We start from the raw sequence: 14,215 nt of genomic DNA, 5'->3' as shown, positions 1-14,215 counted from the left end.
CATGACGTCCGAGAACGCCGAGGCGACACCGGGGCAATTGCGCGTGGTCAACCGCGGCATCGTGCACGCGTCGATCACCGCCGTGGGGTCGCTCCTGGTGGTCAACGATGCCCACAACTGGTGGCAGGGCGTCATCCTGGCCCTGGGTGTGGTGGCGGCGCTGGTGGCGGTCTCGTGGTGGGCGACCGAACGCTTCTGGCACGCCATCCTGCCGTGCCTGGTGGTCACCGCGGCCGTGTGGGTGGCCGGCGTGCTGGTGGCGAGCAGCCCGACCGCGGTCTTCGGCTACGCCGTCGTGGTCACCGTCATCCACTACCAGTCGCCGCGCCACCGGACGGCGGCGATCCTGGGCACGGCCGCCCTCGTCGCGGCGGTGGTCGCGGCCAAGCTCGTGGTGTCGGACGACGGCGTCCTCGAGGTGCTGCGCCAGTACGTCATCGTCTCCGGGGGCAACGCCGTGGCGGCGGTCGTGTTCACCTCGCTCTACAAGGTGGTCTCCGGCCTCACCACGGAGCTGGAGGAGTCGCGGGAGCGCGAAGCGGAGCTGGCCGTCGCCCAGGAGCGCATCCGCTTCGCCAGCGACCTGCACGACATCCAGGGGCACACGCTGCACGTGGTGAAGCTGAAGATCACGCTGGCCGAGAAGCTGCTGCGCAGCGACATCGGGCGCGTGGAGGAGGAGCTGCGGGAGGTGCGCGACCTCGTCGGCGACACCATCACCCAGACCAGGGAACTCGCCTACGCACAGCGGCGGCTCAACCTGTCCGCGGAGCTGGAGAACGCCAAGAACCTCTTCAGGGCCGCGGGCATCCGGGTGCGCGTCGTCCGCGAGGCCGAGGTCGACTCCCGCGCGGGCGAGCTGCTCGGCCAGGTCCTGCGCGAGACCACGACCAACATCCTGCGGCACGCCGAAGCCGAGCAGGTGCGGATCACCCTCTCCGAATCGGGCATCTCCATCGTCAACGACGGCGCGCGCGGTGATGCGCTGCCCGATCTCCGAGGGCTCTCCACCCTCAGGGAACGTGTGGCGGGCGAGGGGGGCGAACTGACGGTGGAGCAGGAGGACGGGCGGTTCCTGACGGCCGCGGCGTTCCCGCGCCTGGGCTCCGACACCAGCATCTGACAACGCGGAAGGACGACCGATGACCACCGTGGTGCTCGCCGACGACGAGGTCCTGCTCCGCAAGGCGCTGGCCGCGCTGCTCCCCCTCGAAGGGGAGATCACCGTGCTCGCCGAAGCCGAGGACGGCGCGGCGGCCACCGAGGCCACGCTGCGCCACCGGCCCGACGTGCTCGTCATCGACCTGGAGATGCCCGGCGTGGACGGGCTCGGCGCCGTCACGGCGATCCGCAAGGAGCTGCCGCAGCAGGTGATCCTCATGCTGACCCGCCACGCCCGGCCCGGGGTGCTCCGCAAGGCCCTGAAACTCGGGGTCCAGGGCTTCGTCAGCAAGTCGGCGGAGCCGGCGCACATCGCCTCGGTCGTCGCGGCCCTGCACGCGGGCAAGCGGTGGATCGACCCGGACGTCTCCGCGCTCGCCGTCATCGACGACTGCCCGCTCACCGACCGCGAGATCGACGTGCTGCGCGCGACCGGCGGCGGGTACTCCGTCGCCGACATCGCCGGCCAGCTCCACCTGGCGGAGGGCACGGTACGCAACTACCTCTCCAACGCGATGCAGAAGACCCAGACCCGCACCCGCCACGAGGCGGCGCGCTACGCGCGCGAACACGACTGGCTGTAGGGGCGGGCGGCCACCGCGATCTCCGCGCCCGCGGTCGGCCGCTCCGGCGGGACGCCCTCAGGAGCCGGGGCCGGACCGGCGGTCCAGGAGGGCGGCGAAGCCGTCGAGGTGGCGGGCCAGGGTGTAGTCGAAGAGGCCGTCCAGGTCCGCCACCGTCTCCGCGGGGACCGTCGCCAGCAGGGGGAACCGTCCGCCGTCGAGGAGGGCGGCGGTCCGCTCCCGCTGGGCGAGCAGCCAGCGGTCGAGCGGCACACCGGTCTCCTGCTCGGCTTCGGCCTCGTCCGCCATGGACAGGGCGACGGAGACGACCAGCCCGTGCAGCGCGAGCGCCTCCCGGACCCGGGTGGACATGGGCAGGCCGAGCCCGTCGAGGGCGCGCAGGGTCCACTCGGTGTGCTCCGCCAGGTTGGGCACGAGCAACGGGCGGGTGAACGAGATGGCCCTGGGCAGCCAGAGGTGCCGTCGGCACAGCTCCCACTGCCGGCGGGAGATCAGTTCGAGCTTGGCCCGCCACCCCTCCGGCCCCGGGGTGGGCGGCGCCGCCTCGCCGAACGCCTCGTCGACCATCTGCGTCACGAGTTCGTCCTTGTTCGCCACGTGCCGGTACAGCGACATCGGGCCGGCGCCGAGTTCGGCCGCGAGCCGGCGCATGGACACGGCGTCGAGCCCTTCGACGTCGGCGATCGCGATGGCGGTCCGCAGGACCTGCCGCCGGTTCAGCGCCTGCTTGGCGGTGCCGGCCTGCCGTGTGCGGGGTGCCGCGGGCGGCGCCAAGGGGCCGATCCGGCTCCGGCCGGTCGCGCGGGCGTCGGCGGCCTGGCCGGGGCCGGCCCGGCGGGAGCCGGACGGGCCGGGGGCGGCCGGGCCGGAGCCGGACGGGGCCTCGCCGGCCGGGCCGGTCGCGCGGGCGCTGACGACCGTTCCCGAGCCGACCTTCGCCTCGACCAGGCCCTCGTCACGGAGGGCCGCCACGACCTTGGTCGCGGTCGCCACCGCGACCCCCCAGCGCTGGGCGATCTGCCGGACGGACGGCATCCGGTCGCCGGGGCGCAGGCCGCCGCTCAGGATGCGGGCGCGGATCTCCGCGACGATCCGCAGGTAGGGCGGATCGGGTCGCTGCGTCGACGGCGGCATGGGGGTCTCCGATCTCCCGGTACGGCCACGTACCCTAGTGTACTAGTTCACTTCTGCACGCACCCTAGTACACTTATTCTCCGCATTTAGCGTTTAAGACGCGCTTTTTGAGTACTCTGTACGCATGACAACGAATACACCGTACGCGCTCCTTCGGGCGGCGGGCGGCGCCGACGAGCAGGCCGTGGTGGACGTCCTCATCGAGGCGTTCGCCGACGACCCCCTCGTCCACTGGCTCTTCCGCGAGGCGGGCGAGCGCGGACGCCTCCAGTCGCACTTCTACCGCTCCCTGATCACCCATCCCGCCGGCGAGGCGTACCTGGCCGGCCGCCGCGAGGGCGCGTCGGTCTGGCTGACGCTGGCCGCGGGCCAGGCGCCGCCCGAGGATCCCCCGGACGCACCAGGCGCGGAGCCGGACCCCGATCCGGTCTTCGGTGCAAGCGGCGCGCGCCTTCGGGACCTGGGCCGAGTGCTGGCCCGGCGGCACCCCGGCCGCGAAGCGCACCTCTACCTCCCGTGCATGGGGGTGGTCGGCGGCCGGCAGGGCGCCGGGATCGGCTCGGCGATGCTGCGGCACCGCCTGGAGCGCGCCGACGCCGACGGGCTCGCCGCCTACCTGGAGGCGAGCTCGCCCCGGAGCCGCGCCTTCTACACGCGCCACGGCTTCGAGGACCTCGGCGAACCGGTCCGCCTGGCCGACGGCCCGCCCCTCTGGCCGATGTGGCGCCGGCCGCGCGGTTGAGCACTCCCCCACCCCGCAGGACACCACCCCACAGGACGATGAGAAGGACGACGCCGATGACGACGAACCATGAAGCACCGACCCCCGCCGCCGGCCACGACGGCGACCGCCGACCGCCCACCCTGGTCTTCGTGCACGGCACGAACTCCTCGTCGTACTCGTGGTCGGGGCTGATCAACGAGCTCGCGCTGCGCGGGCACCGCGGCGTGGCCGTCGACCTGCCGGGCCACGGCGACGAAGGGTTCTTCCCCCGGGCCTACCAGGCGCCGCAGGACCTCGAAGCGCTCGCCGCCGAGCCGTCCCCGCTCGCCGGGACGACCCTCGACGACTACGTCGAGCGCGTCGTATCGGTGGTGCGCCGCGCCCACCGCCGCGGGCCCGTGATCCTGGTGGGTGCCAGCCAGGGGGGCGTCACCGTGAGCCGGGTCGGCAACGCGGTGCCCGACCTGCTCTCCCGGGTCGTCTACGTCGCGGCGTTCTGCTGCGTGGACCTGCCGAACATGAGCGCCTACTTCGCGGCGCCGGAGAACGCCGGCAGCCTGGTCGGCAATGTGACCGCGGCGCAGGTCGGCGACCCCGCGGTCCTGGGGGTCAACCGGATCAACTGGCGCTCGGCCGACCCGGCGGTGATCACGGGCATCAAGGAGTGCCTCGCCGGCGACTTCCCCGACGACCGGGCGACCTGGCTGCTCAACATGCTGGAGCCGGACGAGCCCGCGGGCATCCCCGTGAGCGAGGCCCGGGGCGAGGCGGAGACCTGGGGCCGGATCCCCCGGACCTACGTGCGCTTCACCCGCGACCGGCTGATCCCGCCGGCGCTGCAGGACCGGTTCATCAGCGAGGCCGACCGCCTCACCCCGGACAACCCGACCGACGTGCGCAGCGTCGAGGCGCCCCATGTCGGGCCGTTCTTCCGGCCCGAGATCGTGGAGATCTTCGCGGAGCTCGCCGGCCGCTGACCGGCCGCACGGTGGACCGGCCGGACGCGGCGGCGGCCGCCGCGTCCGGCCCCCTCCCGCGTCGCGGCACGGGGGCGGCCGCCGGTTCCGGGAATGAGCGGACCCCTCGCACGTCCTATGTCGACCGACATAGGTCACCGATCGGTACGTCCACCGGACGCGTGGCGCGGGCGGGGGGCGCGGCGGGTGAAGGGCTCGGTCCCGCGGCTACCCGTAGTTGTCGTGCCACAGGTCGGAGAACGAACCGGCCTTGTCGAAATCCCCGTACTTGGGCTTGAACACGTAGGCGGCCCACTCCCCGTCGGCGTCGACCTCGCGCGGGTCCAGCAGCCACAGGTCCTCGCCGTCGTTGACCGTCAGCGCCGCCGCCAAGAGCGGCCCGTACTCCTCGTCGTCCTCGTAGAGGTCCGCCAGGTACGGGTGGAGGTCGGCCGCCCACTGGATCTCCTGTGCCGGGAGGGCGCGCCCGCACCAGTTACCGAGTTCGTCCCAGCCGTTGGTGGTGGTCAGGAAGGCGCGGTAGCTGGGCGGCAGCGGCGTGCGCGGCTCCAGGCGGCGCTCGGCCTCATCGACCTGCTCGTGGGTGGCGGGCTCGTGGCCGCACCCTTCGCAGGTGACCGCGGCGAAGTCGACGCCCAGGAACTCGCGCCACTGGTCAGGGGTTGTCAGCCGCGGACGGAGCGGCCCGACGCGGTCCTCGTTCACGAGAGGGCCTTTCCGTTGGTGGAGGGGGCGCCAGGCTAGCCCCGACCACCGACAGGCCCGTCCGCCGACCGGGCGCGCCGTCCGCCGCGTGTCCGGGCGCGGACCCGCCCGGCCCGGAGTCAGGACGCGGGCGCCGCCGCCGCGCCGCGCAGGCGCGACATGCTCCCGTAGAGCTCCTTCAGGCGCCCGGCCTCGGCCGGGTCGGTGAAGGCCGCGATCCCGCGGCCGTAGTCCTTGGCCGTCTCGATCACGAAGCGCACCGCGGACTCCACGGTGTGCAGGTCGGTGGCGCCCGTGGCCGACCCGGCCACCGCGGCCTCGGTGACGATGGCGACGCCGACGACCGGCGCGGCGGTGGCCGTGGACGGCTGGAGGATCGAGTTCACGTGGTAGACGCCGTTGCCGTACGGGGTGATGTCCTGCATGGTCAGCGGCATGACGACCGGTGGCAGGCCGGTGGTGCGCGCCAGGATGTCCAGCAGCGCGTCGGGAACGCGCAGGATCCAGCCGTCGGCCACCGCGGGGGTGATCGCGATGCCGCGGTGGTTGCAGATGCGGTTCCCCTTCGTGGTGTCGACGGAGAGGATCGCGTCCATGGCCGGCAGGACCTCGTGCGCGTTGCTGACGTCCTGGTCGACCACCGAGCCCATGAACGGGACGGGGTCGTGGGGCTGGGTGGGCGCGTCGGGGTCGATGTGGGTGGCGACCACGACGTCGCCATCGAGCACGTCACCTCTCCGGCGCATGTCGAGGATCTTCGCCCCCGCGGCGACCGCGGTCAGGGCGCCGTCGCCGTCGCTGACGAACCCGATCTGCTCCGGCCGGGCCCCGAGCCCGCCGAGGCGGCCGAGGATGCCGAGCGTGGGGGCGTCGCCGCCGCGCGTCGCGCCGTTCGAACCGGGAACGGTCAGGCGGACGAAGTCGGTCGCGCCCCCGTTGCCGGTGACCGTCTCGACCACGACCTCGCCGTCGGCCGCGCCGTGCGCGCGCCAGTGGTCGGCCACGGCCGCTCCACTGGCCGCGGGGGTGTCGAGCAGGTCGAAGGCGCTGATGACATGGCTCCAGGACATGGTTCCTTACCTTTCTTCATGGGGTTCGTTCCTGACCGTCTGTAGGGTCGGGAGGACCCCAGGGACGCCAGGTATGGCTTGCATGGTTCAGCCGCAGTCAAGGCTTCGGAGGATTGGCCGCCCGGCGTCCCGCGACGACCCGGCCGCTGATTGGGATGCGCGAACAGATCGCTGTGTAAGGACACGACGGCGCGGTCGTCTGCTGGGACCCCCACACGAACTGCGATGACGGAGGAGCCGATGCCCCAGCTCTGGGCCGGTGTGGACGCGGGCAAGACCCACCACCACTGCACGGTGATCGACACCGACGGCCAACGGCTGCTGTCGAAGAAGACCGCCAACGACGAGGCCGAACTCCTCGGCCTCATCGCGGAGGTCACCGCCCTGGACGAAGACGTCCTGTGGGCGATCGACCTCAACAGCGGCGGCGGAGCCCTGCTCATCACCCTGCTGCTCGACCACGGCCAGCAACTCGTCCACATCCCCGGGCGCACCGTCCACCACGCCTCCGGCTCCTACCGCGGCGACGGCAAGACCGACGCCAAGGACGCCTTCGTCATCGCCGACCAGGCCCGCATGCGCCGCGACCTGCACCCCCTGGCCGCCTTCGACGAGATCGCCCCCGACCTGCGCATTTTCACCGCCCGGCGCACCGACCTGGGAGCCGACCGCACCCGGGCCATCAACCGGCTCCGCGACCAACTGCTGGGCTACTTCCCCGCCCTGGAACGCGCCTTCGACTACAGCGCCTCCAAGGCCGCCCTGGTCCTGCTGACCGGCTACCAGACCCCCGCCGGACTGCGGAAGACCGGCCAAGCCCGCCTGGAGACGTGGCTGCGCGCCCGCAAGGCCCGCAATGCCACCCGCGTGGCCCAGACCGCCATCGAAGCAGCCCAGGCCCAGCACACCACCGTGCGGGGCGAGAAGACCGCCGCCGCGGTGGTCGAGCGCCTGGCCGAGGAGGTGATCGCCCTCGATGCCGAACTCGCCGAGACCAACGCGGCCATCGAGGCCCGGTTTCGCGAGCACGAACACGCCGCGGTGATCACCGGCCTGCCCGGCATCGGCACCCTGCTCGGGGCGGAGTTCATCGCCGCCACCGGCGGCGACATGGCCGCCTTCGCCGGCCCGGACCGGCTGGCCGGCGTCGCCGGCCTGGCCCCGGTCCCCCGCGACTCGGGCAGGATCAGCGGCAACCTGCACCGCCCCCGGCGCTACAGTCGTCGGCTGATGCGGGTGTTCTACATGTCTTCCCTGGTCAGCGTCCGTTGCTGCCCGGCCTCGAGGGCGTTCTACGAACGCAAGCGGGCCGAGGGCAAGCGGCATACCCAGGCGGTGATCGCGCCGGCCCGACGCCGGGTCAACGTGCTGTGGGCGATGCTTCGCGACGGGCGACCCTACGTGGCGGCACCTCCCATGAGGCTGACCGTGGCGGCGGCCTGAGGATCTCACGATCCGTCACCGCCCCGGCTTGACAACTTCATTGGGAATCCTCCAGTCGGGACGGGTGGGTGGTCTCAGCCGCGGGCCGCGGCCGCGGCTGCCGCGCCGCCGGCGCGGACGGCGTCGACGATGGGCACGTCGACGCGGGTTCGGAGCAGGGCGGCCAGCCCGATGGTCGTCATTCCGGTGCAGGCGAACATGATGGTGTCGGCGCCCGATGCGATGAGCCGTTCGGCCGCGCGGACCGAGGCGGCCTGCCCGCTCTCGGTGCGCAGGTGGTGGGTCTGGGTGACCCCGTCGGGCACGATGGCGGCGACGCGGTGTCCGCCCAGCACCGAGGTGACCGACAGCGGGGTCTCGGCGGTGAGGTCGAGGACCCCGACCCGGTCGCCGAGTTCCAGGGCGCGGGCCGCCGCGGCCGATCCGGCGCCGATCACCGGGATCCGGACGCGGCCGCGGGCCGGGTCCAGTCCGGGGTCGGCGGCGCAGCTGATCAGCAGCGCGTCGACGGCGTCGTCGCGCTCCATCCGGACGGCGAGGTCGGCGACCTTCTCCGCCGCCGCCGCGAAGCTCGGCGCGTCGTGGACGCCCCGGGGCTGATCGGGGATGCAGCGCGACACGGTGGCCACGCCCTGCTCGGCCTCGATCACGCGGCCGTGGGAGTTCAGGTAGTCGTCGTCGGTGGTGGTGACGACGCGGATGACGCCGATCCTCATGCGGCGCCCTCCGTCCAGGCGCGGCTGGAGTCCAGGGCCTCCGCGGCGATCCTGGCGGAGACGGAGCGGGCCAGGACGACGGGCAGCCCCGTGGCGGCGGCGGCCCGCGCCCGCATCTGCTCGGTGTAGCCGATGCAGTCGAGGGCGAGGACGCCGGCGCCCCGGGCGGCGAGCCCGCGTGCGGCGTCGGCGAGTTCGCCGGGCGTCCCCGTATACGGGGAGCAGACGCCGGTGAGGACCCGCGCGCCGGCGGACAGGTACCGGGAGAACTTGCGGACCGTGTCCTGCCGCTGCTCCTCCAGCGGGCAGATGACGCCGACTGTCCCGGCGTCGCCGGAGAGCGCGGCGGCGCCCAGGGCGATCATGCGGTCCGGGACGAACAGCGGCTTGGTGTGCTCCAGAGCGGGGAAGCCGCCGGTGCAGCCCAGCAGGACCGCGTCGACCTCGGGCTCCAGCCCGGCGATGACCCCGGGCAGGCGGGTCAGCACGAAGGACTCCCCGATCACGACGGACGAGCCGTCGGCGAGCCGGGTCGTGAGCGCGTGGTCCCCGGCCGCGGGCGGGTGCGCGGCGATCTCGTCGGCGGTGAGCCCGTCGAGCACGCCGCGCTCGACGATGTCGACGCCGGGCAGCAGGGCGGCGACCTCGGGGGTGAGGTCCGGGCGCGGTGCCTGGCCGATGGTGATGATGCCGAGCCGTGTCATCAGTGCCTCTCTCCCGGGATCAGCGGCCGAAGATGGTGCCGACGGAGTAGATCGAGTCGCCGGCGATGAGCCCCGCGCCGACGAGCCCGGTCTCCTGTTCGCCCTGCGCACCCCGGTAGCGCCGCCACAGGATGCGGACCGCGAGGGCGGCGAGGACGAGCCAGCCGGCGTTGGGGGTGGCGATGAGCAGGCCGGTGGCCAGGAGGACCCCCATCTGGCGCCCGGCGCCGCCGAGCAGCTGGATCACGGCCCCGGGGATCGCCCACAGGACGAGCTGGACGAGCACGGCGGGATCGGTGAGCCCGGCCTTGATCGTGTCGGCGTAGACGACGGCGGTGGGCGGGATGCTGCCGCCCTCGAACAGGCCGCGCCACAGGAGCGCGACCATGCCGATGGCGACGGCGAAGCCGATCATGGACGACAGCAGCTGCTGCCGGCGGCCGTCGAGTTCGAACGCGGTGTAGGGGCGGCGGTCGCGGCGCAGGATCCAGCCGGCCTTGAAGTCGTAGCCCATGTCGGCGAACGCCGGGCCGGTGGCGGCGCAGTAGCCGACCAGGAGGGCGAGCGGGATCGCGGGGATGCCGAGCGCCAGCCCGATGATGAGGAAGATCAGGGTGACGGCGAAGGCGGGGAACCATCCGGCGTGCATGGCCGCCAGGCCCACGATGAGCTCGTGGACGAGGGCGGCGACCCCGGCGAAGAGGACGAAGCCGACGACGCCCCACCAGGGCAGGTCCGCCCACACCCCGCCGGTGATCGCGAGGACGACCGCGCCGAGGACGAAGAAGGCGTAGCCCGATCCGAGGACCTTGCCCAACTGGCTCCTCGAGACGGTGTAGGCGAGCGAGGGGTCGTCCTGGGCCGCGACCGCGCGGGCGGCTTCGCGCTCGGCCTCCCGCTTGCTCTGGCGCCCGGCGAGGATGACGACGATCTGGGCGAGGGCGACCAGGCCCGCGCCGATCATGACGCCGTGCGGCACGTAGTGCTCGCTGAGGTCGATGTCGAACAGGGCCGGCGCGTACTGCGAGACCAGCAGGCCGATGCCGAACATCAGCAGCGACCAGATGTTGCCGATCATCGCGACGCCCGCAGCGGACATCGGCAGGCCGAGGAACGACGCCCCGACCCCCACGACCCCGCCGCCGACCAGGAGGGCGGCCTGGCGTCCGCCGCGGTCGCCGGCCTTGATGGTCTCGGCGGCGGCGACGCCGGGCGGCCACGCGGCGTCGGCGGGCAGGAACCGGGAGCCGAACGCCTTGTAGAGGACGAGCGCGTCGATCACCAGGCCGATGGACGCGCCCACCAGCATGGGCCACACGAGCTCGGGCCGGCCGAACAGGTACGGGATCGCGATCGGGGTGAGCAGGGCGTTGGCCGCGGCGAACGTCGCGCCGGAGATCGACGTCTGGATGAGGTTCTGGCGGTTGGTGTCCCGCATCGAGCGGAGCCCGAGGAACCCGGCCCTGCCGATGAGCATGGCGATGACGGCGCCGATGACGCTGGTGTTCGGGGAGACCCCGAGCGTCGTGATCATGTGGATGCCGATGGCGGCACCGAGGATGCTCACGAGGACGGTGACGGCGACGACGACGGGTTCGAGCGCTCTCGGGTGGCGCGCGGCCCCGGGGTCGCGTTCCGCGGACGCGGAACCGGTGGCGGGTGTTTCCATGGTCAACCTCAGGGGACGGGCCGCGTCCACGGGGACGGAGCGATCCTGTGGGAGCGCGCCGGGAAACACCAGGTCACAGGCTTCCTACGGCACAGTGACAGGCTGCCTCCCCATTCGGCCCGGCGGCAAATGTTTCCCACTATCTGGGAGTTAAAATCATGTTTCGGGAGCCGGGACCGTCATATGAACACTCGGGTGCGTCGTAGGGTGAGCGCATGACAGTCGGCCCCACCGGCGAGCGCGGTCCCCTTCAGACCGTCGACCGAGCGCTCGACATCCTGCTCAGCTTCGACGAGTTCCGCTCCAGTTGGGGGGTGCTCGAACTCGCCGAGGAGTTCGGCCTGTCCAAGTCGACGGCGCAGCGGCTGCTCGCGTCCCTGGCCGGGAAGGGGTTCCTGCGCGCCGACCCCGACACCCGGCGCTACAGCATCGGCCCCGCCGTCTGGCGGACGGCCGCGCTCTGGGAGCGGTCCGGCGGCCTCTCGGCGCTGGCCGAGCCGATGCTCGCCGACCTCGCGCGCGGGACCGGCCGCACGGCCCTGTTCTGCGTGCCCGACGGTGTGCACGTGCGCTGCATCGCCGCCGTCAGCGGCAGGGAGGGGCCGCGGCGGTCCCACCCGTTCATCGACGAGCTCTACCCGGCGCACGCCGGGGCGACGTCGCGCGCGTACTTCGCCTTCCTCGAACCCGCGGACCGCCGCTCGCTCCTCATCGGGCGACCCTCGGCCCGGTTCTCCGAGCTCACCCGGGTCGACGAGGCGGGGGTGGAGGCGCTCTTCGACGAGACGGTCACGGCCGGGTACGCCCTGTCGCAGGGCGAGTACGACTCCTCGTCGCGGGCGCTCGCCGCCCCGGTGTTCGGCGGCGTGCGGCCCGTGGGGTCGCTCACCCTGGTCGAGAACAAGCTGTCCGCGCACGGCGACGAACTACTCGACCACCTCCCCGAGCTCCTGGCGGCGGCCGACGAGCTCACCGGGCTCCTGTCGAACCGCCGCCCCGAACCCCCGAGGCGCGACTGGCGGCGGGGGCACGGCGCCCGCTCCCCGCGCCTTCAGCCCGACTCCTAGGAGGACCATGCCCGAGCTGCTGCTCTTCTCGAACTCGGTCAACCACGGCCGCGGCTTCCTCGACCACGGCTGGGAGGCGGTGGCGGAGTTCCTCGACGGGCGCGACGAGGTCACCTTCGTCCCGTTCGCGGGCGGCGACCGGCCGGCCTACACCCGGCGGGTGGCCGACGCGTTCGCCACGCAGGGGCTGCGCGTGCGCGGGCTCCCCGCAACAGACGAGGCGCACGCGGTCCTGGCCGACTCCCAGGCGGTGTTCGTCGGCGGCGGCAACACCTTCCGCCTGGTCGACACCTTGCAGCGGCTGGACCTGATGACCGCGCTGCGCGGGGCGGTCGGAGCGGGCCTGCGCTACATGGGCTCCAGCGCCGGGACCAACATCGCGGCGCCGACCCTGCGCACGACCAACGACATGCCCATTGTCGAGCCGCCCTCGTTCGACACGCTGGGGCTGCTCCCGTTCCAGATCAACCCGCACTACCTGGACGCCGACCCCGCTTCGACGCACCAGGGGGAGACGCGGGAGACCCGGCTCGGCGAGTTCCTGGAGGTCGACGACGTGGACGTCCTCGGCCTGCGCGAGGGGACCTACCTGCGTGTCAGCGGGGGCGGCGACGGCCCCGCCCCGCACGCGCGCATCGGCGGCTCGGCGGTCCAGCCCGGTGCGCCGGGCCCGGCCGTCGTCTTCCGCCGCGGCGTGCGCCCGTTCGAGGTGTCCGGCGACGTGACCGGCCTCTTCTCCGGCAGGGACGGCATCGGCCCCGCTACCTGACGCCCGCGCCGCCGGGCACCGCGTTCGCCGGTGCCCGATGTCCCAGGGCGGGGTCCGGTGCGGACGGGCGCAGGCCCGGGAGGAAGAACGCGAACACTAGGGCGACGAGGGCCGCGCCCGCGCCGATCGCCATGATCACCCGGAAGCCGTCCACGGAGGGGACCGCGACGGACCCGAGCGTGACGGTCATCTGGGCCAGGACGACCCCCGCCACCGCGCTGGAGACCGAGGTGCCGATGGAGCGCATCAGCGTGTTGAGGCTGTTGGCGGCGGCGGTCTCCGACACCGGCACGGCCGCCATCACCAGCGCGGGCATGGCGCCGTAGGCGAGGCCGATGCCGGCCCCGATCACGCTGGAGACGATGACGAGCTGCCAGACGGCGGACATCAGCGCGACGCCCAAGCCGTAGCCCGCGGCGACGACCACGGCGCCGAGCATCAGGGTGACCTTGGGCCCCCTGGCCTTCGAGATGCGCGCGGACACCGGTGCCATGGCCATCATCACCAGGCCCGACGGCGCCATCACCAGGCCCACGACCATCATCGTCTGCCCGAGGCCGTAGCCGGTGGCCACCGGCAGCTGGAGCAGCTGCGGCAGGACCAGGGACATCGCGAACATCGCGAACCCGAACACGGCCGACGCCAGGTTGGTGAAGAGCACTTGGCGGCGGGCGGTGGTGCGCAGGTCCACCAGCGGCCGCGCGGTCCGCAGCTCCCACCATCCCCACAGCGCCAGGACCGCGGCCGCCGCTGCGAACAGGCCGAGGGTGAGAGCGCTGGTCCAGCCCCAGTCGGCGCCCTTGGAGATCCCCAGCAGCAGGCAGATCAGCCCGGCCGACAGCCCCGCCGCCCCCACCAGGTCGAAGCGCCCTCCCGTGCGCACCGCGGACTCCGGCACCAGGGCCAGCACGAGCACGGTGACGACGGCGCCGAGGACCGCGGCGGTCCAGAACAGGACGTGCCAGTCGGTCTGCTCGGCGAGGAAGGCGGCGGCGGGCAGGCCGAGTGCGCCGCCCACGCCCAGGGAGGCGCTCATCAGCGCGGTCGCCGAGCCGAGCCGGTCGGCCGGCAGTTCGTCGCGCATGATGCTGATCCCCAGGGGGATGACGCCGGCGGCCAGGCCCTGGAGCACCCGCCCGATGAGCATGGGCACGAGGGTGTTGCTGAGGCCCCCGATGGCCGAGCCCACGACGAGCAGCACCAGGCTGACCACGAGCATGCGCCGCTTGCCGTACATGTCCCCCAGCCGCCCCACCACCGGCGTGGCGACGGCGGCGGCGAGCAGTGTGGCGGTGATCACCCAGGAGGCGTCGGCCGTCGAGGTGCCCAGGAGCTCGGGCAGCCGCGGGACCAGCGGGATCACCAGGGTCTGCATCAGCGAGACGGTGATGCCGCCGAAGGCCAGGACCGGCACGAGCGCGTTGGCCCGCGGCGGCCGGGACGCCTTGTCGGATAAGGCGTGAGCGGTGGGCATGGGAGGGGCCTTTCGTCT

Annotated in this window: 14 protein-coding genes; 7 read left to right on the top strand and 7 right to left on the bottom strand. The window is 73.2% G+C overall.

Translation table 11 applies throughout. The features are described 5' to 3' along the window. Position 1 precedes the first annotated feature (1 nt). Both ACFO4E_RS18280 and ACFO4E_RS18275 read left to right on the top strand, forming a co-directional pair. Entirely contained in the window at positions 2–1,123 is a 1,122-nt protein-coding gene (locus tag ACFO4E_RS18280; protein ID WP_378576404.1) for a sensor histidine kinase, read from the top strand. A gap of 19 nt (positions 1,124–1,142) precedes the next feature. Then, a complete protein-coding gene (locus tag ACFO4E_RS18275; protein ID WP_378576402.1) occupies positions 1,143–1,745 on the top strand; it encodes a response regulator transcription factor in 603 nt (200 codons plus the stop codon). Between the two features lie 57 nt (positions 1,746–1,802). Here the strand turns inward: ACFO4E_RS18275 and ACFO4E_RS18270 are convergent, their stop codons facing one another. Then, positions 1,803–2,879 carry a GntR family transcriptional regulator gene (locus ACFO4E_RS18270; RefSeq protein ID WP_378576400.1) on the bottom strand — a complete coding sequence of 359 codons (1,077 nt, stop codon included), beginning with the start codon at positions 2,877–2,879 and terminating at the stop codon, positions 1,803–1,805. A 124-nt stretch (positions 2,880–3,003) separates the two neighbouring features. On the opposite strand from ACFO4E_RS18270, the gene ACFO4E_RS18265 reads away from it, so the two are divergent. Together ACFO4E_RS18265 and ACFO4E_RS18260 are read left to right on the top strand one after the other, a co-directional pair. Beyond that, complete coding sequence (locus ACFO4E_RS18265) at positions 3,004–3,621, top strand: GNAT family N-acetyltransferase (protein ID WP_378576398.1); 618 nt, start codon at positions 3,004–3,006, stop codon at positions 3,619–3,621. A 56-nt stretch (positions 3,622–3,677) separates the two neighbouring features. Next, positions 3,678–4,580 carry an alpha/beta hydrolase gene (locus ACFO4E_RS18260; protein ID WP_378576396.1) on the top strand — a complete coding sequence of 301 codons (903 nt, stop codon included), beginning with the start codon at positions 3,678–3,680 and terminating at the stop codon, positions 4,578–4,580. 207 nt (positions 4,581–4,787) lie between these two features. Here ACFO4E_RS18260 and ACFO4E_RS18255 read toward each other — a convergent pair whose 3' ends face one another. Continuing rightward, the gene (locus ACFO4E_RS18255) at positions 4,788–5,285 is read right to left on the bottom strand and encodes an SMI1/KNR4 family protein (RefSeq protein ID WP_378576394.1); all 498 of its coding nucleotides are present in this window, start codon (positions 5,283–5,285) and stop codon (positions 4,788–4,790) included. A gap of 119 nt (positions 5,286–5,404) precedes the next feature. Beyond that, positions 5,405–6,355 carry a DUF1177 domain-containing protein gene (locus ACFO4E_RS18250; RefSeq protein ID WP_378576392.1) on the bottom strand — a complete coding sequence of 317 codons (951 nt, stop codon included), beginning with the start codon at positions 6,353–6,355 and terminating at the stop codon, positions 5,405–5,407. Between the two features lie 240 nt (positions 6,356–6,595). On the opposite strand from ACFO4E_RS18250, the gene ACFO4E_RS18245 reads away from it, so the two are divergent. Then, entirely contained in the window at positions 6,596–7,798 is a 1,203-nt protein-coding gene (locus ACFO4E_RS18245) for an IS110 family RNA-guided transposase (RefSeq protein ID WP_378576390.1), read from the top strand. Between the two features lie 74 nt (positions 7,799–7,872). On the opposite strand, the gene ACFO4E_RS18240 is transcribed toward ACFO4E_RS18245, so the two are convergent. Genes ACFO4E_RS18240 through ACFO4E_RS18230 form a run of 3 tightly spaced genes read right to left on the bottom strand, consistent with a single transcriptional unit; the run spans position 7,873 to position 10,887 of the window. Then, positions 7,873–8,514, bottom strand: coding sequence for an aspartate/glutamate racemase family protein (locus tag ACFO4E_RS18240; protein ID WP_378576388.1), 642 nt, complete (start codon positions 8,512–8,514; stop codon positions 7,873–7,875). Continuing rightward, positions 8,511–9,218, bottom strand: a complete 708-nt coding sequence (locus ACFO4E_RS18235; RefSeq protein WP_378576386.1) for an AroM family protein — start codon at positions 9,216–9,218, stop codon at positions 8,511–8,513. Before ACFO4E_RS18235 ends, ACFO4E_RS18240 begins: the two co-directional genes overlap by 4 nt. A 19-nt stretch (positions 9,219–9,237) precedes the next feature. Continuing rightward, on the bottom strand, positions 9,238–10,887 hold the full coding sequence (locus ACFO4E_RS18230; protein WP_378576385.1) for an OPT/YSL family transporter: 1,650 nt from the start codon (positions 10,885–10,887) through the stop codon (positions 9,238–9,240). A 215-nt stretch (positions 10,888–11,102) separates the two neighbouring features. Here ACFO4E_RS18230 and ACFO4E_RS18225 point away from each other — a divergent pair, with 215 nt between their 5' ends. Continuing rightward, positions 11,103–11,954, top strand: a complete 852-nt coding sequence (locus ACFO4E_RS18225; RefSeq protein ID WP_378576383.1) for an IclR family transcriptional regulator — start codon at positions 11,103–11,105, stop codon at positions 11,952–11,954. Between the two features lie 7 nt (positions 11,955–11,961). Further along, complete coding sequence (pepE, locus tag ACFO4E_RS18220) at positions 11,962–12,723, top strand: dipeptidase PepE (protein WP_378576382.1); 762 nt, start codon at positions 11,962–11,964, stop codon at positions 12,721–12,723. Here pepE and ACFO4E_RS18215 read toward each other — a convergent pair. After that, complete coding sequence (locus ACFO4E_RS18215; RefSeq protein WP_378576380.1) at positions 12,716–14,197, bottom strand: MFS transporter; 1,482 nt, start codon at positions 14,195–14,197, stop codon at positions 12,716–12,718. The two genes, pepE and ACFO4E_RS18215, sit on opposite strands and share 8 nt — an antisense overlap. Positions 14,198–14,215 lie beyond the last annotated feature (18 nt).

Origin of the sequence: Nocardiopsis mangrovi, assembly GCF_042653925.1 — a bacterium.
GTDB classification, from domain to species: Bacteria; Actinomycetota; Actinomycetes; order Streptosporangiales; family Streptosporangiaceae; genus Nocardiopsis_B; species Nocardiopsis_B mangrovi.
Note: the sequence above shows the minus strand (reverse complement) of the source record. Positions and strands in the feature narration are given on the sequence as shown.

Excerpts from the sequence above, each read along its gene's own strand:
- ACFO4E_RS18280 (WP_378576404.1), top strand. The coding sequence starts at position 2 with ATGACGTCCGAGAACGCCGAGGCGACACCGGGGCAATTGCGCGTGGTC.
- ACFO4E_RS18275 (WP_378576402.1), top strand. The coding sequence starts at position 1,143 with ATGACCACCGTGGTGCTCGCCGACGACGAGGTCCTGCTCCGCAAGGCG.
- ACFO4E_RS18270 (WP_378576400.1), bottom strand. The coding sequence starts at position 2,879 with ATGCCGCCGTCGACGCAGCGACCCGATCCGCCCTACCTGCGGATCGTC.
- ACFO4E_RS18265 (WP_378576398.1), top strand. The coding sequence starts at position 3,004 with ATGACAACGAATACACCGTACGCGCTCCTTCGGGCGGCGGGCGGCGCC.
- ACFO4E_RS18260 (WP_378576396.1), top strand. The coding sequence starts at position 3,678 with ATGACGACGAACCATGAAGCACCGACCCCCGCCGCCGGCCACGACGGC.
- ACFO4E_RS18250 (WP_378576392.1), bottom strand. The coding sequence starts at position 6,355 with ATGTCCTGGAGCCATGTCATCAGCGCCTTCGACCTGCTCGACACCCCC.
- ACFO4E_RS18245 (WP_378576390.1), top strand. The coding sequence starts at position 6,596 with ATGCCCCAGCTCTGGGCCGGTGTGGACGCGGGCAAGACCCACCACCAC.
- ACFO4E_RS18240 (WP_378576388.1), bottom strand. The coding sequence starts at position 8,514 with ATGAGGATCGGCGTCATCCGCGTCGTCACCACCACCGACGACGACTAC.
- ACFO4E_RS18235 (WP_378576386.1), bottom strand. The coding sequence starts at position 9,218 with ATGACACGGCTCGGCATCATCACCATCGGCCAGGCACCGCGCCCGGAC.
- ACFO4E_RS18230 (WP_378576385.1), bottom strand. The coding sequence starts at position 10,887 with ATGGAAACACCCGCCACCGGTTCCGCGTCCGCGGAACGCGACCCCGGG.
- ACFO4E_RS18225 (WP_378576383.1), top strand. The coding sequence starts at position 11,103 with ATGACAGTCGGCCCCACCGGCGAGCGCGGTCCCCTTCAGACCGTCGAC.
- pepE (WP_378576382.1), top strand. The coding sequence starts at position 11,962 with ATGCCCGAGCTGCTGCTCTTCTCGAACTCGGTCAACCACGGCCGCGGC.
- ACFO4E_RS18215 (WP_378576380.1), bottom strand. The coding sequence starts at position 14,197 with ATGCCCACCGCTCACGCCTTATCCGACAAGGCGTCCCGGCCGCCGCGG.